The sequence below is a fragment of the Ferrovibrio sp. MS7 genome, assembly GCF_038404985.1.
In the GTDB taxonomy this organism is placed as follows: domain Bacteria; phylum Pseudomonadota; class Alphaproteobacteria; order Ferrovibrionales; family Ferrovibrionaceae; genus Ferrovibrio; species Ferrovibrio plantarum.
This window is the reverse complement of sequence record NZ_JBBKBA010000004.1, coordinates 87,425-104,720: the sequence shown is the minus strand read 5'-3', so window position 1 is coordinate 104,720 and position 17,296 is coordinate 87,425. Positions and strand designations below refer to the sequence as shown.

Genomic DNA, 17,296 nt, shown 5'->3' with positions numbered 1-17,296 from the left:
GACAAGTCGAGCAACAGGAATTCCGCTCCCGGAGTGTTTGCCGGGGGCGCACGGCAAGAGGCGGGCGCCGGCACCGCGCCGCGCTCGGCCCCGGTCTATGCTGCGCTGGATCTGGGCACCAACAATTGCCGCCTGCTGATCGCGCGCCCGAACCGCGACAATTTCCGCGTCGTCGAAGCCTTCTCGCGCATCGTGCGGCTGGGCGAGGGGCTGGCGGCTACCGGGCGGCTGTCCGATGCCGCCATGGCGCGCACCATCGCGGCGCTGAAAATCTGCTCCGAGAAGATGGCGCGGCGCGGTGTCACCATTGCCCGCGCGGTTGCCACCGAAGCTTGCCGCCGTGCCGAGAACGGCATCGAGTTCATGCATGAAGTGAAGGCTGTCACCGGCATCCAGTTCGACATCATCTCCACCGCCGAGGAGGCTCGCTTGGCGCTGGCCGGTTGCGCGCCGCTGCTGGAGCCGAGTCATAATCAGGCGGTGGTGTTTGATATCGGCGGCGGCTCCACGGAAGTGATGTGGGCGCGCGTCGGTCCGCGCCGCCGCACCGAGGTGCTGGACTGGATCTCGCTGCCTTTCGGTGTGGTGAACCTCACCGAACGCTGGGGCGCCGGCGATACCGAATCCGGCTCCTACATCGGCATGATCAACGAGGTCGCCGCCAAGCTCGAACCCTTCGAGGCGCGGCATAATCTCGGCCCCGCCATGCGCGCCGGCAAGGTGCAGGTGCTCGGCACGTCCGGCACCGTCACCACGCTGGCCGGTGTGCTGCTTGGCTTGCCGCGCTACGAGCGCCGCCTGGTGGATGGCTGCTGGCTGGAATTCCCCGCCGTGATCGACCAGTCGCAAAAACTGGCTGCCATGAGTGTGCCGGATCGCGCCAAGCATGGCTGCATCGGCGAGGAACGTGCCGATCTGGTGGTGGCGGGCTGCGCCATTCTGGAAGCGCTGCACCGCTTCTGGCCGGCGCCGCGCCTGCGCGTGGCGGATCGCGGCGTGCGCGAGGGCGTGCTGCTAGAACTGATGCGCCAGCAAAGGGGCGGGGCATGACCACGCGTTCCTCCGGCCCGGGCCAGAACCGCACGCATGTGTCGCTGAAGAAGAAGCGCGGCCGCACCGTGTCGCAGCAGCATTGGCTGGAGCGGCAGCTCAACGATCCTTATGTGCAGGCGGCGAAGGCGCAGGGCTATCGCAGCCGCGCCGCCTACAAGCTGATCGAACTGGACGACAAGTTTCACTTCCTGAAACCCGGTGCCCGCGTGGTCGATCTTGGTGCCTGCCCGGGTGGCTGGACGCAAGTGGCGGTCGAGCGCGTGAAAAGCGGCAAGAAGGAAGGCCCGCCGGTGCTGGCCGTGGATATCAGCCCGATGCAGGAATTGCCCGGCGCCACGGTGATCCAGCTCGATTTCCTCTCCGAAGGCGCCGATACCAAGGTGATGGAGCTGCTTGGCGGCCAGGTCGATCTGGTCATGTCCGATATGGCGGCACCAGCCACCGGCCACCGCCAGACCGACCATATCCGCATCATGCTGCTCTGCGAGGCGGCGGCGGATCTGGCCCGCCGGGTGCTGGCGCCAGGCGGCAGCTTCGTCGCCAAGGTGCTGCGCGGCGGCACGGAGAATCAGCTTCTCGCCGGTTTGAAGCGGGATTATCGCACCGTGCGCCATGTAAAACCCCCCGCCAGCCGCGCCGACAGCGCTGAAAGCTATGTCGTTGCCGTGGGTTACCGGGGAAATGCGAATCCGCAAGAGTAGCGCTTTACGGCAGCCGGAAACCGGCTTATATCCTCCGCGGCAAGGAACAACGGAGTCTCCCTATGGCCGCGTCGGATCAATCCGGCAATGCGGTGGAGCAGGCCTACCTTGCCGCCACCACCTTCATCGATAGCGATAATCCGCGCGTGCGCGCCCTGGCCGACGAGTTCGGCCATATCACCGATCTGAAGCAGCGCGCAATCGCCATCTACTACGCGGTGCGCGACCGCTTCCTCTACGATCCCTATTCGATCGATTATTCGCCCAAGGGCATGAGCGCCGGCCATGTGGTCGAGCGTGGCCGTGGCTTCTGCGTCTCGAAGGCGATCCTGCTGGCCGCCGTGGCCCGCGCCGCCGGCATCCCGTCGCGGCTTGGCTTCGCCGATGTGAAGAACCATCTCGCCACGCCGCGCCTGCTGGAGATGATGGGCACCGACATCTTCCATTTCCACGGCTACACGGAATTGCTGATTGAAGGCCGCTGGGTGAAGGCAACGCCCGCCTTCAACATCGAGCTGTGCGACAAATTCCGCGTCAAGCCGCTGGAATTCGATGGCGAGACGGACTCGGTTTTCCATGCCTACGACGCCGATAACCGGCGCCACATGGAATACGTGACCGATCGTGGACAATTCGCCGACCTGCCCTATGTCGAGTGGCTCGCCGGCATGAAGAAGTATTACCCGAACATGATGCACACGGCCGGTGCGCCGATGCCTGGCGGCGATTTCGCCGCCGAGGCCGAAGCGGCGCAGCGCGGTTGAGCGGCAGCTTTTAAGGAGAGCGGCAATGCAGTTTCGTGAAGCCTATACATTCGATGACGTGCTGCTGGCGCCCGCCGCGTCGGAAGTGCTGCCCGGCCAGGTGGATACCCGCACCCGCGTCACGCGCGGCATCGAACTCAACATCCCGCTGATCTCCTCGGCAATGGATACCGTCACCGAAGCCAAGATGGCCATTGCCATGGCGCAATCCGGCGGCATCGGCGTGATCCACAAGAACCTCTCCATCGAGGAACAGGCGCGCGAAGTCTCGGCGGTGAAGAAGTTTGAAAGCGGCATGGTGGTGAACCCGCTGACCATCGCGCCGGATGCCACGCTGGCCGATGCCCTGGCGCTGATGGAGCGCTACGGCATCCACGGCATCCCGGTGACCGAAAGCGCGGGCGGCAAGCTGGTCGGTATCCTGACCAACCGCGATGTGCGCTTTGCCACCGATATGGCGCAGTCGGTGCGCGAGCTGATGACCAAGGACCGCCTGGTCACGGTGCGCGAGGGCGTTCGCATGGAAGAGGCCAAGCGGCTGCTGCATCAGGCGCGTATCGAAAAGCTGCTGGTGGTGGACGATCAGTATCGCTGCGTCGGCCTGATCACCGTGAAGGATATCGAGAAGGCGCAGAAATACCCCAATGCCGCCAAGGACGAGCAGGGCCGCTTGCGTGTTGCCGCCGCCACCTCGGTGGGCGAGGACGGCCTGGAACGTGCCGCCGCGTTGATCGCGGCTGGCGTCGACGTGCTGGTGGTGGATACCGCGCATGGCCATTCCGCCGGCGTGCTGCGCACCATTGCGGAAATCAAGAAGCGCTCGAACCGCACCCAGGTGGTGGGCGGCAATGTCGCCACCTCCGAAGGCGCCAAGGCGCTGATCGATGCCGGTGTCGATGCCGTGAAGGTCGGTATCGGCCCGGGCTCGATCTGCACCACGCGCATCGTCGCCGGCGTCGGCGTGCCGCAGCTCACCGCCGTGATCGATGCGGTGGAAGTGGCGCAAAAATCCGGTGTGCCGGTGATCGCCGATGGCGGCATCAAGTTCTCCGGCGACGTCGCCAAGGCCATCGCTGCCGGTGCCAGCACCTGCATGATCGGCTCGCTGCTGGCCGGCACCGACGAGGCGCCGGGCGAGGTGTTCCTCTACCAGGGCCGTTCCTACAAGTCCTATCGCGGCATGGGCTCCATCGGCGCCATGGGCCGCGGCTCAGCCGACCGCTACTTCCAGCAGGAAGTGAACGACAAGCTCAAGCTGGTGCCGGAAGGCATCGAGGGCCGCGTGCCCTACAAGGGCCCGGTCGGCACCATCCTGCATCAGCTTGTCGGCGGCCTGCGCGCCGCCATGGGCTATACCGGCAATGGCGACATGGAATCGATGCGCACGCGCTGCAATTTCCTGCGCATCACCTCGGCCGGCCTGCGCGAAAGCCATGTGCATGACGTGGCGATAACGCGCGAGGCGCCGAACTACCGGCAGGATAGCTGATCCAGTGACGCCGGCCGCCCGCCTCGCCGCCAGCATCGAAATCCTCGGCGGCGTGCTGGGCTCGAATCAGGCGGCGGACCGCCTGCTGTTGGATTGGCAGCGCAAGAACCGCTATGCCGGCGCCAAGGATCGCCGCGCCATCGCGGAAGCCGTGTATACCGCCCTGCGCGAGCAGGGCATGCGGCGCTGGCGCTTGCAGCAGGCCGAGGCGCCGCTGACGCCACGCCTTTTCGCCATGGCCGATCCCGCCATATCGCCGGAACAATGGCAGGCGCTGTGCGACAGTTCGAAATACGCGCCGCAGCAATTGAGCGACGACGAGATCGCCGCTTTGCAACGCCTGCCGGCCAATGATGCCGCACCGCTCTGGGCGCGGGTCAACCTGCCGCCGGAACTCACCGCGCTCTGCGAGGCACGTTTCGGCTCTGAAGCGGAAGCCGAACTCAAGGCCTTGAATGGCCGCGCGCCGCTGGACTTGCGCGTCAACACGCTCAAGACCAACCGCGATGAAATGCTGCGGCAGTTGCAGGCGGAAGGTATCGAAGCCGCGCCGACGACGCTGTCGCCGCTCGGCATCCGGCTGCAGCAGCAGGTGCGGCTGGAGCAGCACCCGCTCTACCTCGATGGCCTGATCGAACCGCAGGACGAGGCGGCGCAGATCGCCGCGCTGCTGCTTGGCGCCAGGCCCGGCGAAACCGTGATCGACCTCTGCGCCGGGGCTGGCGGCAAGACCTTGGCACTGGCGGCGCAGATGAAGAATCGCGGCCGGCTGGTGGCTGCCGACCATGATTTCCGCCGCCTCAACCGGCTGAAACCCCGCCTGGCGCGGGCCGGCATCGGTATTGTCGAGACGGCGGCGGCGGAAAAGCTGCCGGCTCTGCTGGAAGCCATGGAGGGGCAGGCGGACCGGGTATTCCTGGACGTGCCCTGCACGGGCAGCGGCACCTGGCGGCGCAACCCGGAAACCCGCTGGCGCTTCGGCCCGGCGGCGCTCGACGACCTGCAGGCGGCGCAGCGCGGCCTGCTGGCACAAGGGGTGAAGCTGCTCAAGCCGGGCGGGCGGCTGGTCTATGCCACCTGCTCGATCCTGCCGCCGGAGAATGACGCTCCCGTGGACGACATCCTGGCTCACGGCGAAGTGACGCCGATTCCCCTGGCGCAGGCCTGGGAGGAAGGCTTATCCACAGCCTGTCCCCTGGCCGGCGACCGTCTGGCGCTGACCCCGTTGCGGCATGGTACGGATGGCTTTTTCGCCGCCGTGCTGCAGCGGCGCGGCTGATGGTGGTGGCAGGACCATGGGGGCGGATATAATGGATGAAGCTGAAAGGGCCCATCTCATGCGCCGCATTTCCCGTCTTACCTCCGCTGCCACTCTGGCTGTTGCCTTGGGCCTTGCCATGCCCGTGCTCGCCATGGGCCCCAGCCCCAGCGCGCCGACCGAAGCCGCCAAGCCGGTCGATCCGAATTTCACCGAAGGCAAGAAAGCCATCGACCGCAAGGACTGGGCCGCCGCCGTGCCGCTGTTCCAGGCTGTGGTGGCGAAGGATGCCAAGAATGCCGATGCCTTCAACTGGCTTGGCTATGCCCAGCGCAACAATGGCGACTATACCGCCGCCTTCGCCGCCTATAACGAGGCGCTGAAGATCGATCCGCGCCACAAGGGCGCCCATGAATATATCGGCGAGGCCTATCTCAAGGTGAACGACCTGGCCAAGGCGGAAGAGCATTTGAAGCGGCTCGACAGCCTGTGTGCCTTCGGCTGCGCCGAATATACCGAACTGAAGAACAAGATCGCTGCCTACAAGGCAGCCAAACCGAGCTGACGGTGCCGTGCCGGTAGACCCCCGGCGCCGTTGGCATTTGTGAAGAAAGGCAAGCGGCGCCGATGGCTGAGCGTATTCTTATTGTCGATTTCGGTTCCCAGGTTACCCAGTTGATCGCGCGCCGGGTGCGCGAGGCCGGCGTTTATTGCGAGATCGTGCCGTTCCAGAAGGCGGAAGAGGCGCTGAAGGCCGAAAGTCCGCATGGCGTGCTGAAGGGCGTCATCCTTTCCGGCTCGCCAGCCTCCACCATTGAAGGCGATTCCCCGCGCGCCCCGGCGATGCTGTTCGGCATGAACCTGCCGGTCTTCGGCATCTGCTATGGCGAGCAGACCATCTGCGCCCAGATGGGCGGCCAGGTGGAAGCCGGCCATCACCGCGAATTCGGCCGCGCCTTCATCGAGATCAAGGAAACCTGCGCGCTGTTCGAGGGCATCTGGGGCCAGGGCGAGAAGCATCAGGTATGGATGAGCCATGGCGACCGCGTGACGCGCATCCCCGATGGCTTCCGCGTCGTCGCCACCAGCGAGGGCGCGCCTTTCGCGGCCATCGCCAATGACGAGCGCCGCATCTACGGCGTGCAGTTCCACCCGGAAGTGGTGCATACCCCCGATGGCGCCAAGCTGCTGCGCAATTTCGTGCGCAATGTCGCCGGCTGCCAGGGCGAATGGACCATGAAGGCCTATCGCCAGGAAGCCATCGAGAAGATCCGTGCCCAGGTCGGCAAGGGCAGGGTGATCTGCGGCCTTTCCGGCGGTGTCGATTCTTCCGTGGCCGCCGTGCTGATCCATGAAGCCATCGGCGATCAGCTTACCTGCGTCTTTGTCGATCACGGCCTGCTGCGCAAGAACGAGGCCGACGAGGTCGTCACCCTGTTCCGCGAGCATTACAATATCCCGCTGGTGCATAGCGACGCGTCTGACCTGTTCCTCAGCAAGCTTGCCGGCATCACCGATCCGGAAGTGAAGCGCAAGACCATCGGCGGCCTGTTCATCGATGTGTTCGAGGCGGAGGCCAAGAAGATCGGCGGCGCCGAATTCCTGGCGCAAGGCACGCTCTATCCGGATGTGATCGAAAGCGTCAGCTTCCATGGCGGCCCCAGCGTCACCATCAAGTCGCATCACAATGTCGGTGGCCTGCCGGCACGCATGAACATGAAGCTGGTCGAGCCGCTGCGCGAACTCTTCAAGGATGAAGTCCGCGCCTTGGGCCGCGAACTCGGCCTGCCGGAAACGCTGGTGGGGCGCCATCCTTTCCCCGGTCCGGGCCTCGCCATCCGTATTCCGGGCGATATCACCAAGGAAAAGCTCGACCTGCTGCGCAACATCGATGCGGTCTATATCGATGAAATCCGCAAGGCGGGGCTTTACGACACCATCTGGCAGGCTTTTGCCGTGCTGCTGCCGGTCCGCACCGTTGGCGTGATGGGCGATGGCCGCACCTATGATCAGGCCTGCGCGCTGCGCGCCGTCACCTCGACGGATGGCATGACGGCGGATTACTTCCCGTTCCCGCACGAATTCCTCGGCCGCGTCGCCACCCGCATCATCAACGAAGTGCGTGGCGTCAACCGCGTCACCTACGACATCACGTCGAAGCCGCCCGGCACGATTGAGTGGGAGTGATTTCAGCCGGGCATCTTTGCGGCTGCGCCAAGCCGGCGGTTAGCTTTCCGGGCTAGCCTGCCGGTATTGCATGCCGGTGCCGAAGGCGGCGATTAGGCTGCGGATCACATTACTTGCCATCGTCTCGACCGGCAGACCCGCCTTTACGGCTGCCTCGACATGCGCCGGATGCACGAAGACGGTGACGGCATCCCGCACCACGCCGGCCGCGGCCGCGACGTCATCGACCTTGAACTCCCGCCGCTTGACGCCGTCTGCAATGATCTCGGCGATGAGCGCTGTCATCGCGCGGGCATAGGCGGCTATGATGTCTGGCCGTTCCTCAACGATGCGCCGATAGAGCTGGTAGACCTCCGGGTCGCCGGCGAAACGCTCGCGCTTGCGGGCGTGCAGGGCCAGCACCATGGCCTCAAGCCGTTCGGCCGCCGGCCCATCCACATGCACGAAACGGCGTGCCGCTTCCTCTTCGTCGCGCATGGCTTCCGCGACCACGGCATCGAAGATGTCCGCCTTCGAGCGGAAGTGACGATAGATCGTGGTATGCGACGTCCCGAGCGCGCGGGCGATATCGACGACATTGGTCTTCGCGGCGCCGAACCGCCGCAACTGAGCGCGAGCAGCCTCGAGAATCTGGCCTCGGAACGAGGGGTCTTCGCCAGCGGTGAGGGCGGGCATTTCCATGCTGGAACTTTAAGGCAACGCCTATAAAAATGCAACGACGAACAAAATATATAAAATGTTCATTGTATATTGTTCGAATTGGGCTATGGTGAGCCGCAGCAACGCCCTAACCCGGAGGCTTCCATGCAACTCAGTGCCCAGCCTGTCACGGCATCACGAACCGCCTTCGTCACCGGTGGCTCAGGCTTCGTCGGCTCCCGCCTGATCTCACTGCTTGTCAGCCGTGGCTGGCAGGTCAGGGCGCTGGCGCGCAGTCCGGCTGCAATCGCCGCCGTGCAGCGGGTCGGTGCCATGCCGGTCCAGGGCGATATGACCGACGCCCAGGCCCTGCGCTTCGGCATGGAGGGCTGCGCTGTCGTCTTCCACGCCGCCGCGCATTTCAAACTCTGGGGTCCGCGCAGCGTTTTCGACCGTATCAATGTCGAGGGCACCCGCGCGCTGGTGGAAGCTGCGATCGCGACCCGTGGCTTGCGCCGGGTTATTGCCGTCAGTGCGGCGGCGGTGGTGATGGGCGACCCGGAACCGATGCTTGAGGCGGATGAGAGCCTGCCGCTCCAGACCCGCGCCTTCGCGCCTTATTCATCCTCGAAGGCCGAAGGCGAGCGTTTGCTGCTGGCAGCCAATGGCCGCCGTCCTGGCTTCGAGACCATCGCCATCCGCCCGCCCTTTATCTGGGGTGCCGATATGCCGACCCTCGACCACATGGTCGAAACCGTGCGGGCTGGCCGCTTCCAGTGGGTCGGCGGCGGCGGTCAGGCCATGTCCACCTGTCATGTCGATAATCTCTGCGAGGCATTGCTGCTGGCCGCCGACCATGGTCGCGGCGGCGAAGCCTACTTCGTGTCTGACGGCGAGAACGGCACGCTGAAGGGCGTCATCTCAGCGCTGCTGGCCACGCGCGATATCGTGCCGAAGGACCGGGCCGTGCCGTTCCGCCTGGCCTGGATCATGGCCGGCATCATGGGTGCGGCCTGGCGCATGCTGGGGCGCGGCGGCGAGCCACCGATCACGCGCCAGATGCTACGCCTGATTGGCAAGTCCTTCACCATCAGCATTGCCAAGGCACGCGCCGACCTTGGCTATCAGCCGCGCGTGAGCTTCGCCGAGGGGATCTCGGCCATGGGGCGCGGCAGCCATTCCGGGCAGGCGGCGACCGGTCTGGCGCCTTCGATACCGATGCCAGCCGCATCCTGAATGGGCTGAAGGGGGCTTTCGCGCGGCAACCGGGAATGCGACTGGATATTTGCCACCGGTCCTGATAGGGCATCACCGGGCTGCTGATGCGGCCCGGTTTTTTTATGCCCATCCTCCAGCGCTTCCCAGTCAGTCGGACCCCATGATTCGCCTCGATAACATCAGCAAGCAGCACGGCCACCAGATTCTGTTCATCGATGCCTCGATGGGCCTTCAGAAGGGCGAGAAAGCCGGGCTGGTCGGGCCGAACGGTGCCGGCAAGTCCACGCTGTTCCGCATGATCGCCGGCGAGGAGAAGCCCGACGACGGCCAGGTCTCCATCGATACCGGCATGACGATTGGCTATTTCAATCAGAATGTCGGTGAGATGTCGGGCCAGAGCGCGGTGGCGGCGGTGATGGATGGCGTCGGCCCGGTGAGCGCGCTGGCCGCCGAGATGGCCGAGCTTGAGGCGGCGATGGTCGACCCGGGCCGTGCCGATGAGATGGATGCCATCATCGAACGCTATGGCGAGGTGCAGGGCCGCTTTCAGGAACTGGATGGCTATGCCCTGGAAGCCAAGGCGCGCGAGGTGCTGGCGGGCCTGAGCTTCAGCCAGGAACGCATGGATGGCGATGTCGGGCTTTTATCCGGCGGCTGGAAGATGCGCGTGGCGCTTGGCCGCATCCTGCTGATGCGGCCCGATGCCATGCTGCTGGATGAGCCGAGCAACCATCTCGATCTCGAAAGCCTGATCTGGCTCGAAGCCTTTCTGAAGAATTACGACGGCGCGCTGCTGATGACCTCGCATGACCGCGAGTTCATGAACCGCATTGTCGGCAAGATCGTCGAGATCGACGGCGGCACGCTCACCACCTATTCCGGCAATTATGATTTCTACGACCAGCAGCGGGCGCTGAACGAGAAGCAGCGCCAGGCGCAGTTCGAGCGGCAGCAGGCGATGCTGGCCAAGGAAATCAAGTTCATCGAACGCTTCAAGGCGCGCGCTTCCCATGCCGCCCAGGTGCAGAGCCGGGTGAAGAAGCTCGATAAGATCGAACGCGTCGAACCGCCGCGGCGGCGCCAGGCGGTGCAGTTTGAATTCCGCTCCCCACCGCGCTCGGGCGAGGATGTGGCGAGCTTCAAGAATGTGCATAAGGGCTATGGCAGCCACTCGATCTATGCCGGGCTGGATTTCCAGGTCCGCCGCATGGAACGCTGGTGCGTGCTGGGGGCCAATGGCGCCGGCAAATCGACGCTGTTGAAGATGATCGCCGGCGATACCGTGCCGGACCAGGGCACAGTCAGCCTCGGCAGCAGCGTGAAGATGGGCTATTTCGCCCAGCATTCCATGGACCTGCTGGACGGCGACGACACGGTGTTTGAAACGCTTGATAAGTCATTCCCGCAGGTAGGGCAGGGCACATTGCGCACGCTGGCCGGCTGCTTCGGCTTTTCGGGTGACGACATCGACAAGACCTGCCGCGTGCTCTCAGGCGGCGAGAAGGCGCGGCTGGTGATGGCCAAGATGCTGTTCGACCCGCCGAATTTCCTGGTGCTCGACGAGCCGACCAACCATCTCGACATGGCGACCAAGGAAATGCTGGTGGCGGCGCTCTCGGCCTTCGAGGGCACCATGCTGTTCGTGTCGCATGACCGCCACTTCCTCGCCGCGCTTTCCAACCGCGTGCTGGAACTGACGCCCGAAGGCGTGCACCAGTTCACCGGCGGCTATACCGAATATGTCGAACGCACCGGCCAGGAAGCGCCGGGGCTGCATCCGGGCGGATAGTCTATACCTTTTGTGTGACAGCAGGTCAGACATCCGTTGCGCCTGCATGTTGCGGAAGCCACAGCAGGGCGCCAATCTGGGCTATCTCGAGTCGCGAGCAGGGGGCAGCATGAATCCGTTTCCGGAAGACATCTTCACCGAACCGGCGGATGTCGACCCCGACACCCTGGCCAATCTGGGGCCGCTGCGCCGGCTGGCCGGTGTGTGGGAAGGCCTCAAGGGCATCGACCTCAATCCGAAAGCCGATGGCCCGGAGCGCCGAGCATATCTTGAGCGGATCGAGATGCAGCCGATTGATCCGCAGGCCAATGGCCCGCAACTGCTCTACGGCCTGCGCTATCACGTGCATATCAATACGCCCGAGGAAGACATCACCTTCCATGATCAGGTCGGCTATTGGCTGTGGGAGCCGGCCACGGGCCTGGTGATGCAGACGCTGGCGATCCCGCGCGGGCAGACTGCCTTGGCTGTTGGTCAGGCAAAGCCCGACGACATGAGCCTGGTGGTGGAAGCGACGCGCGGCCAGACCAATTACGGCATCTGTTCCACCGACTTCCTGGAATATGCCTTCCGTACCGACTCATACCGGCTGGAAATCAGCTTCAGCGAGGATGGCAGTTGGAAATACGTTTCCGACACCATGCTGATGGTGCGCGGCCGCACGGAATTGTTCCGGCACCGCGATGTGAACCGGCTGGTGAAGGTGGCCGAGCCGCAGCCCAATCCGCTATTGCTGCGGCTTCGGGCGGCGGAGACGGCGTGACGCGGCAGCGCTTTCTGCGCCGCGCTGGCTAGAGAATCAGGCCCTTGAGCAGTTCTTCGGACGGCTCGGCGAGCAGGCCATCGGCCTGCAGCATGACGAAGCCGTGCAACTGCGCCCAGATGGCATAGGCGGCGAGGCGGGGCTGTTTCACAGACCCGCCATCCGCGACGCGGCTCAGCAGGGGCTCGAAGCTCGCCCAGGCCGCTTCCCGTAATTCACTGTCCTCGGCAGCATTGGCGACAAGGCTGGAGGCGAACATCAAGCGGTAGAGCTGCGTATTCTCCTCGCCAAAGCGGAGATAGGCGGCGCCGATCCGCTTGATCGCGCCAGTCTTGGGGCCAGCCTCGGATGCGGCCCGCAGTGTGTCCGTGAAAACCCGGAAGCCCTGGATCGCCACCGCGGTCAGCAGCTCGCCGCGGTCCGCGAAATGACGATACGGCGCCGATTGCGCCACGCCGGCCCGGCGCGCCAGCGAAGCCAGCGACAGGTCTTGCGCGCCATGGGCGGCGATTTCGCTGCGCGCCGCTTCCAGCAGGGTGCGGCGCAGGTCGCCATGGTGATAGGCATCACGTTTGCTTTTGGTCGCCAGCTTTTTCATGTGATAGGTCATAACATTTCTATTGACCCCAGTCAATCCGGTGTATGTGATATGCCATCACATCAGGAATGATGGTGATTTCGTCAAACCGGCTGGTTTCGCGTCACAGGCTGACACGGGCCGCCATCCGCAAAGAAAGGAATGTCACATGACCAATCAGTTCAACAATGAAACAGCCGTCGACCGCCGCATGGTGCTCCAGGGCACCGGCGCAGTACTCATCGGCGGCTTTGGCGGTGGCCTGGGAGTGGCCGCCGCCCAGCCGGCTGCTGCCCAGCCAGCTGTTGCCCAGGCAACCGCCCAGGCCGCACGCCAAGGCGGTATGCAGCAGGGGGCGGGGGATGCCGCGCCGCTGGGTGCCCGGCTCCAGGGCGTGCAGCATTTCGGCCTCACGGTACAGAACATGGACCGTGCCTATGCCTTCTACACCGAGGTGCTGGGCGGCACGGAGGTGATGCGCGACGGCGACTTCTACGGCGACCGCATCCACAACACGCTGCTGACCGACCAGGACATCGAAGCCCGCGCCCGCCGCGTCAATCCGCAGACCATCGGCATTCCCGACCTGCGCAGCGGTGCGCAGCGCCTGGATGTGCGCTTCATCCAGTTCGACAATGTCGTGATCGAACTGCTGCAGTATCGCGATGCGACCCAACCGGCGGGCAGCGGCAACGCTTTCGCCGAGCCGCTCGACCATATGAGCCCGGCTTTCCCGCGCATGATGCATATCTGCTTCCATATCCGCGACGATGTCGATTTCAATCGCTTCATCGCCGACCTCGAAGCGGAAGCCGCGCGGCGCGGTATGACCCAGGTCAAGGCCAACCGGGTGGTTACGGTCACCTCCGAGCCGGAGCGCCTGGCGACGCCACTCGAAGCCAACAGCAACGGCATCACGGAAGGCCAGTCGAATGGCTGGCGCCTGATCTATTGCAAGGGCCCCGAGGGCGAACAGCTCGAATTCGTCCAGGCTCTGGGTCCGGTCAAGCGCCTGTTCGACAATGCGCGCGATGCGCGCCGGACCATCTGAAATGATCCAGAAACCTGAAGTTACCCAGAAACCTGAAGTTACAAGGAGAAAATCACCATGTCCTCTACATCACTCAAGTTCGCCGCCGCGATTGCAGTCGCGGCGGGCGCGGTCTCGGCTCCCGCTTTGGTCAGCCGTGCTGAACCCCAAATCGCCGCGAGCGAGGCATCCGTCCGCTATGGCGCCATTCCGGCCGGGGCCTATGCAGTCGTCGCGGAAGTCCGGGCCAAGGCCGGCAAAGTGAACGAGCTGCGCGAGGCGACCTTGCCGCTCGTCGCGCAAGTCCGCAACGAGCCGAACAACATCGTCTACTTCCTGCATGAGGATCGTGCCGCGCCCGGGCATTTCGTGTTCTACGAAATCTTCGCCTCGGAAGCGGATTTCAAAGCGCATAACGCGACACCGCATGTCCAGGCATGGTTCGCACGCCTGCCTGAGCTGGCCGAGGGCGGCGTGACAGTCACGCACATGCAGTTGCGCGGCAACACGCAGTAGTTTCCGCGATCAACGCCGGCCTGGGGAAAAGATGAACCTCTCCAGGCCGGCGATATCGGAAGCAGGAAATCTCACCCGCTATAGGGATTCCGCGCCGGCTTGCCGGCGCCATCGGTCCATACGTCATGCGGCTTCTCGCGGTCGCGGATGCAGACGCGGTCATGGTCTGGATAGGTGATACGGTCGAGCGGGGCGCGGGTGCCGACCACCAGGTAGCGGGTCGGCGACGCGCTGCGGTTGGCGAGGCAATGGCCGACCGGATCATCGGCGCGGAAGGTGGCGGCATCGCCGGGCCGGAGCAGGGTTTCGCTGTCGCCCTCGATCAGCGTCACTTCGCCCTCCAGCACATAGACCATCTCGTCTTCGCCGCTATGCCAGTGCTTGAGCGCCGAGCGCGAGCCGGGTTCCAGTGTTTCGATGAAGGCGCCGAACTGGCTGAGGCCGCCGGCCTCGCTGATCCATTCGGTCTGGCTGGCACCGCAGATATCGTCGGCAGTGTTGCGCTCAATGATGCGGCGATCCGGCGTGATGACGGGCATGGCGGCTCCTGTGCTGGTGCCGCAATGCTAGCCTGGCAGCCGATGGTGGGATAGGCGCTATAGCGCCGAGTGATCCTTCACCGCTGCCTCGAAGGCGGGCTTGAGGCCGAGGAAGCGTTCGTCCAGCGCCGCCGGATTGCTGCGGTTCAGCGCGATGGATTGCGCACGGGCTTCGCCTCCACGGATGACATCGAAGGCGCCGCGTTCGATACCGTCGATGGTAGCATCGGCCACAGCCGAGGCCGGCTCGCGGGTAACGCCGAGTTCGGCGCCGGCACGGCTGGATTTCATCATTGGCGTGTCGGTGCCGCCAGGATAGACGGTCATCACATGGATGCCTTCGCCCTTGAGTTCGCGGCGCAGTGATTCACCGAAATGGCCGAGGCCTGCCTTCACCGCACCATAGGCGGCATAGAAGGGCGCGCCGACCAGGCCGAGGCCGGAGGAAACATTGATCACCACCGCATCGCCGCTGGCGCGGAGCGCGGGCAGGGCGGCGCGGGTGAGCAGGATCGGCGCCGCCAGATCGACCTCGATCATCTTCAGGATGTCGGCTTCCGGCATCTGCTCCAACCTGCCAGCGCGCACGCCGCCGGCATTGTTGATCAGGATGTCGAGGCCACCCAGGGCGGCCAGGGCCTGATCCAGCGTCGCCGCGCGGCCTTCCGCCGTTCCCACATCGGCGGCGATGCCGAATACCTTGCCGCCGCCGGCCTTGCTCAACTGCTGCACGGCATCATTCACCACCGCAACGCGGCGGCCGCTGATGGCGATGCCGGCGGCGCCCTTGGCGAGCAGGGCTTGGGCGATGGCGAAGCCGATGCCGCTGGAGCCACCGGTGATCAGCGCGCGCTTGCCCTTGATAGTCATGCCCTGGCCGGTCCCATCTTGCGTGGTCATTGCGCGGCACCCGCGATCTTGTCCTGCGTCTTGGTATCGAAGTCGCTGGCGTCGTGGCGTTCGTGCAGCTGGCTCGCCGGATTGCCGGTGACGCGGTTGACAATGCGGCCCCGATTCACCGCCGGGCGTTCCAGGATGGCATCGGCCCAGCGCAGCACATGCTTGTATTCATGCACCGAGAGGAATTCAGCCGAGTCACCATAGAGCCAGCCTTTCACGAGGCCGCCATACCAGGGGAACACGGCGATATCGGCAATCGTGTAGTCGGCGCCGCCGAGATAGGGGCTTTCGGCCAGGCGGCGGTCCAGCACATCGAGCTGGCGCTTGGTTTCCATGGCGAAGCGGTCGATGGCGTATTCCATCTTGGTCGGGGCATAGGCATAGAAATGGCCGAAGCCGCCGCCGAGATAGGGCGCGCTGCCCATCTGCCAGAACAGCCAGTTGAAACATTCGGCGCGCGCCGCCGGTTCGGTGGGCAGGAAGGCGCCGAACTTTTCCGCCAGATAGACCAGGATCGAGCCGGACTCGAAAACGCGCACCGGCTTCGGCCCGGAACGGTCGAGCAGGGCGGGGATCTTGGAATTGGGATTGACCGCGACAAAGCCGCTGCCGAATTGCTGGCCCTCGTTGATGCGGATCAGCCAGGCATCGTATTCGGCGCCGGTTTTGCCCAGCGCGAGCAATTCCTCGAGCAGGATGGTGACCTTCTGGCCATTCGGCGTCGCCAGCGAATAGAGCTGCAGCGGATGCTTGCCGACCGGCAGCTCCTTGTCATGGGTAGGGCCGGCGATGGGGCGGTTGATGCTGGCGAAATGGCCGCCGCTCGGCTTGTTCCAGGTCCAGACTTTCGGCGGCGTGTAGGCGGTATCGGTCATGTGGCTCCCCTGGGCGGCGCTGCTGGTGGTATTTGGCCTGATATAACGCAGGCTGCGGTGCCGGATACCCGCGCCGGGATAAAAAAGCCGACAAAAATCGGCGAATAGGCTGGCGGATTATTGAATTAGTGTTGACTAATGAATAAGTGTCGGCTAATGTGTTGCCATGTTCGAGCCAGCCACCATTCCCAATCTTCCCGTCACCCTGATCATGCGGGCGCTTGCCGACCCGACGCGCCGGGCGCTGTTCGAGCGCATGGCCGCTGCGTCCGAGATCACGGTGGCGGAGCTGACGCGCGGCAGCGGCGTGACGCAAGGCGCCATCTCGCAGCATCTCAAGACGCTGAAGCAGGCCGGACTGGTGGCCGAACGGCCGGAGGGGCGCAACGTGTTCTACCGCGTGCAGCCCGATGGGCTGGCGCCGCTGGTCGATTGGATCAGCTATTACCGCATCTTCTGGCGCGACCGCCTCGACGGCCTGCGCGACCTGCTGAAGGAAATCGACCAATGACCGAAACTCTGCTCAACGCCGCGCCGGATGCGGTGGAAACCCAGTCGATCATCATCGACGAGGTGTTTCCGCACCGCCCGGAAGTGCTGTGGCAGGCGCTGACCAATGGTGCGCTGATAAACCGCTGGATGATGCAGCCGCAGGGCTTTGAGGCCGTGGTGGGCAAGGAATTCACCTTCCAGACCACGCCGGCAGGCGCCTGGGATGGCACCATCCGCTGCACCATGCTGGAAGTCGTGCCGTTGCAGCGCCTGGTCTATGCCTGGCGCAGCGGCGACAAAGGAAATGTCGGCTATGGCGCGCCGCTCGATACCGTCGTCACCTTCACGCTGACACCGGTTGAGATCGGCACGCGCTTGAAGCTGGTGCATGCCGGCTTCGTGCTGCCGCGCAATGACACTGCCTTCACCAGCATGGGCAAGGGCTGGAAGACCTGTGTGGAACGTCTGGCCGGCGTCGTCGACAAGCCAGACTGAGTTCAAGCCTT

The 17,296-nt window shown here is 64.6% G+C and carries 19 protein-coding genes; 14 read left to right on the top strand and 5 right to left on the bottom strand.

Annotated features, from left to right (window positions below; all coding sequences use genetic code 11):
• Positions 1 to 33: 33 nt before the first annotated feature.
• The 7 genes from V6B08_RS21120 to guaA all read left to right on the top strand — a co-directional run bounded on the left by V6B08_RS21120 (position 34) and on the right by guaA (position 7,452).
• On the top strand, positions 34 to 1,050 hold the full coding sequence (locus tag V6B08_RS21120) for a Ppx/GppA phosphatase family protein (RefSeq protein WP_341984706.1): 1,017 nt from the start codon (positions 34 to 36) through the stop codon (positions 1,048 to 1,050).
• Positions 1,047 to 1,754 carry an RlmE family RNA methyltransferase gene (locus V6B08_RS21115; RefSeq protein WP_341984705.1) on the top strand — a complete coding sequence of 236 codons (708 nt, stop codon included), beginning with the start codon at positions 1,047 to 1,049 and terminating at the stop codon, positions 1,752 to 1,754. Before V6B08_RS21120 ends, V6B08_RS21115 begins: the two co-directional genes overlap by 4 nt.
• Positions 1,755 to 1,816: 62 nt before the next feature.
• A complete protein-coding gene (locus V6B08_RS21110; protein ID WP_341984704.1) occupies positions 1,817 to 2,518 on the top strand; it encodes a transglutaminase-like domain-containing protein in 702 nt (233 codons plus the stop codon).
• A 25-nt stretch (positions 2,519 to 2,543) separates the two neighbouring features.
• Positions 2,544 to 4,007 (top strand): IMP dehydrogenase, encoded by a 1,464-nt coding sequence (gene guaB, locus V6B08_RS21105; RefSeq protein WP_341984703.1) that lies wholly within the window; start codon positions 2,544 to 2,546, stop codon positions 4,005 to 4,007.
• Between the two features lie 4 nt (positions 4,008 to 4,011).
• Positions 4,012 to 5,286, top strand: coding sequence for an RsmB/NOP family class I SAM-dependent RNA methyltransferase (locus V6B08_RS21100; protein ID WP_341984702.1), 1,275 nt, complete (start codon positions 4,012 to 4,014; stop codon positions 5,284 to 5,286).
• 58 nt (positions 5,287 to 5,344) lie between these two features.
• Positions 5,345 to 5,830 (top strand): tetratricopeptide repeat protein, encoded by a 486-nt coding sequence (locus tag V6B08_RS21095; protein WP_341984701.1) that lies wholly within the window; start codon positions 5,345 to 5,347, stop codon positions 5,828 to 5,830.
• 62 nt (positions 5,831 to 5,892) lie between these two features.
• A complete protein-coding gene (guaA, locus tag V6B08_RS21090) occupies positions 5,893 to 7,452 on the top strand; it encodes a glutamine-hydrolyzing GMP synthase (RefSeq protein WP_341984700.1) in 1,560 nt (519 codons plus the stop codon).
• 39 nt (positions 7,453 to 7,491) lie between these two features.
• Here guaA and V6B08_RS21085 read toward each other — a convergent pair whose 3' ends face one another.
• The gene (locus tag V6B08_RS21085; protein ID WP_341984697.1) at positions 7,492 to 8,133 is read right to left on the bottom strand and encodes a TetR/AcrR family transcriptional regulator; all 642 of its coding nucleotides are present in this window, start codon (positions 8,131 to 8,133) and stop codon (positions 7,492 to 7,494) included.
• A 123-nt stretch (positions 8,134 to 8,256) separates the two neighbouring features.
• On the opposite strand from V6B08_RS21085, the gene V6B08_RS21080 reads away from it, so the two are divergent.
• The 3 genes from V6B08_RS21080 (at position 8,257) to V6B08_RS21070 (ending at position 11,861) form a co-directional block, all read left to right on the top strand.
• Positions 8,257 to 9,327: an NAD-dependent epimerase/dehydratase family protein gene (locus V6B08_RS21080; RefSeq protein ID WP_341984695.1), complete on the top strand. Its 1,071-nt coding sequence runs from the start codon at positions 8,257 to 8,259 to the stop codon at positions 9,325 to 9,327.
• A gap of 142 nt (positions 9,328 to 9,469) precedes the next feature.
• A complete protein-coding gene (locus V6B08_RS21075) occupies positions 9,470 to 11,098 on the top strand; it encodes an ABC-F family ATP-binding cassette domain-containing protein (protein ID WP_341984689.1) in 1,629 nt (542 codons plus the stop codon).
• Between the two features lie 109 nt (positions 11,099 to 11,207).
• Positions 11,208 to 11,861 carry an FABP family protein gene (locus V6B08_RS21070; RefSeq protein ID WP_341984688.1) on the top strand — a complete coding sequence of 218 codons (654 nt, stop codon included), beginning with the start codon at positions 11,208 to 11,210 and terminating at the stop codon, positions 11,859 to 11,861.
• A gap of 28 nt (positions 11,862 to 11,889) precedes the next feature.
• Here the strand turns inward: V6B08_RS21070 and V6B08_RS21065 are convergent, their stop codons facing one another.
• Positions 11,890 to 12,459 carry a TetR/AcrR family transcriptional regulator gene (locus tag V6B08_RS21065; protein ID WP_341984686.1) on the bottom strand — a complete coding sequence of 190 codons (570 nt, stop codon included), beginning with the start codon at positions 12,457 to 12,459 and terminating at the stop codon, positions 11,890 to 11,892.
• Between the two features lie 148 nt (positions 12,460 to 12,607).
• Here V6B08_RS21065 and V6B08_RS21060 point away from each other — a divergent pair, with 148 nt between their 5' ends.
• Both V6B08_RS21060 and V6B08_RS21055 read left to right on the top strand, forming a co-directional pair.
• Positions 12,608 to 13,489 (top strand): VOC family protein, encoded by an 882-nt coding sequence (locus V6B08_RS21060; protein WP_341984684.1) that lies wholly within the window; start codon positions 12,608 to 12,610, stop codon positions 13,487 to 13,489.
• A 57-nt stretch (positions 13,490 to 13,546) separates the two neighbouring features.
• Entirely contained in the window at positions 13,547 to 13,984 is a 438-nt protein-coding gene (locus V6B08_RS21055) for a putative quinol monooxygenase (RefSeq protein WP_341984683.1), read from the top strand.
• Positions 13,985 to 14,055: 71 nt separating this feature from the next.
• Here V6B08_RS21055 and V6B08_RS21050 read toward each other — a convergent pair whose 3' ends face one another.
• Genes V6B08_RS21050 through yghU form a run of 3 tightly spaced genes read right to left on the bottom strand, consistent with a single transcriptional unit; the run spans position 14,056 to position 16,298 of the window.
• Positions 14,056 to 14,523 (bottom strand): cupin domain-containing protein, encoded by a 468-nt coding sequence (locus V6B08_RS21050; protein WP_341984682.1) that lies wholly within the window; start codon positions 14,521 to 14,523, stop codon positions 14,056 to 14,058.
• Positions 14,524 to 14,580: 57 nt separating this feature from the next.
• A complete protein-coding gene (locus tag V6B08_RS21045) occupies positions 14,581 to 15,423 on the bottom strand; it encodes an SDR family NAD(P)-dependent oxidoreductase (RefSeq protein WP_341984681.1) in 843 nt (280 codons plus the stop codon).
• On the bottom strand, positions 15,420 to 16,298 hold the full coding sequence (gene yghU, locus V6B08_RS21040; RefSeq protein WP_341984680.1) for a glutathione-dependent disulfide-bond oxidoreductase: 879 nt from the start codon (positions 16,296 to 16,298) through the stop codon (positions 15,420 to 15,422). The genes V6B08_RS21045 and yghU overlap by 4 nt, the downstream gene beginning before the upstream one ends.
• 166 nt (positions 16,299 to 16,464) lie before the next feature.
• On the opposite strand from yghU, the gene V6B08_RS21035 reads away from it, so the two are divergent.
• Positions 16,465 to 16,809, top strand: a complete 345-nt coding sequence (locus tag V6B08_RS21035; protein ID WP_341984678.1) for an ArsR/SmtB family transcription factor — start codon at positions 16,465 to 16,467, stop codon at positions 16,807 to 16,809.
• Positions 16,806 to 17,285, top strand: coding sequence for an SRPBCC family protein (locus V6B08_RS21030; RefSeq protein ID WP_341984677.1), 480 nt, complete (start codon positions 16,806 to 16,808; stop codon positions 17,283 to 17,285). The genes V6B08_RS21035 and V6B08_RS21030 overlap by 4 nt, the downstream gene beginning before the upstream one ends.
• The last annotated feature ends 11 nt before the right edge of the window (positions 17,286 to 17,296 follow it).

Coding starts and splice junctions, on each gene's coding strand:
- V6B08_RS21055 (WP_341984683.1), top strand. CDS start 13,547: ATGTCCTCTACATCACTCAAGTTCGCCGCCGCGATTGCAGTCGCGGCG.
- V6B08_RS21095 (WP_341984701.1), top strand. CDS start 5,345: ATGCGCCGCATTTCCCGTCTTACCTCCGCTGCCACTCTGGCTGTTGCC.
- guaB (WP_341984703.1), top strand. CDS start 2,544: ATGCAGTTTCGTGAAGCCTATACATTCGATGACGTGCTGCTGGCGCCC.
- V6B08_RS21035 (WP_341984678.1), top strand. CDS start 16,465: ATGTTCGAGCCAGCCACCATTCCCAATCTTCCCGTCACCCTGATCATG.
- V6B08_RS21045 (WP_341984681.1), bottom strand. CDS start 15,423: ATGACCACGCAAGATGGGACCGGCCAGGGCATGACTATCAAGGGCAAG.
- V6B08_RS21115 (WP_341984705.1), top strand. CDS start 1,047: ATGACCACGCGTTCCTCCGGCCCGGGCCAGAACCGCACGCATGTGTCG.
- V6B08_RS21070 (WP_341984688.1), top strand. CDS start 11,208: ATGAATCCGTTTCCGGAAGACATCTTCACCGAACCGGCGGATGTCGAC.
- V6B08_RS21085 (WP_341984697.1), bottom strand. CDS start 8,133: ATGGAAATGCCCGCCCTCACCGCTGGCGAAGACCCCTCGTTCCGAGGC.
- V6B08_RS21080 (WP_341984695.1), top strand. CDS start 8,257: ATGCAACTCAGTGCCCAGCCTGTCACGGCATCACGAACCGCCTTCGTC.
- V6B08_RS21110 (WP_341984704.1), top strand. CDS start 1,817: ATGGCCGCGTCGGATCAATCCGGCAATGCGGTGGAGCAGGCCTACCTT.
- V6B08_RS21075 (WP_341984689.1), top strand. CDS start 9,470: ATGATTCGCCTCGATAACATCAGCAAGCAGCACGGCCACCAGATTCTG.
- V6B08_RS21060 (WP_341984684.1), top strand. CDS start 12,608: ATGACCAATCAGTTCAACAATGAAACAGCCGTCGACCGCCGCATGGTG.
- yghU (WP_341984680.1), bottom strand. CDS start 16,298: ATGACCGATACCGCCTACACGCCGCCGAAAGTCTGGACCTGGAACAAG.
- V6B08_RS21050 (WP_341984682.1), bottom strand. CDS start 14,523: ATGCCCGTCATCACGCCGGATCGCCGCATCATTGAGCGCAACACTGCC.
- guaA (WP_341984700.1), top strand. CDS start 5,893: ATGGCTGAGCGTATTCTTATTGTCGATTTCGGTTCCCAGGTTACCCAG.
- V6B08_RS21065 (WP_341984686.1), bottom strand. CDS start 12,459: ATGAAAAAGCTGGCGACCAAAAGCAAACGTGATGCCTATCACCATGGC.
- V6B08_RS21030 (WP_341984677.1), top strand. CDS start 16,806: ATGACCGAAACTCTGCTCAACGCCGCGCCGGATGCGGTGGAAACCCAG.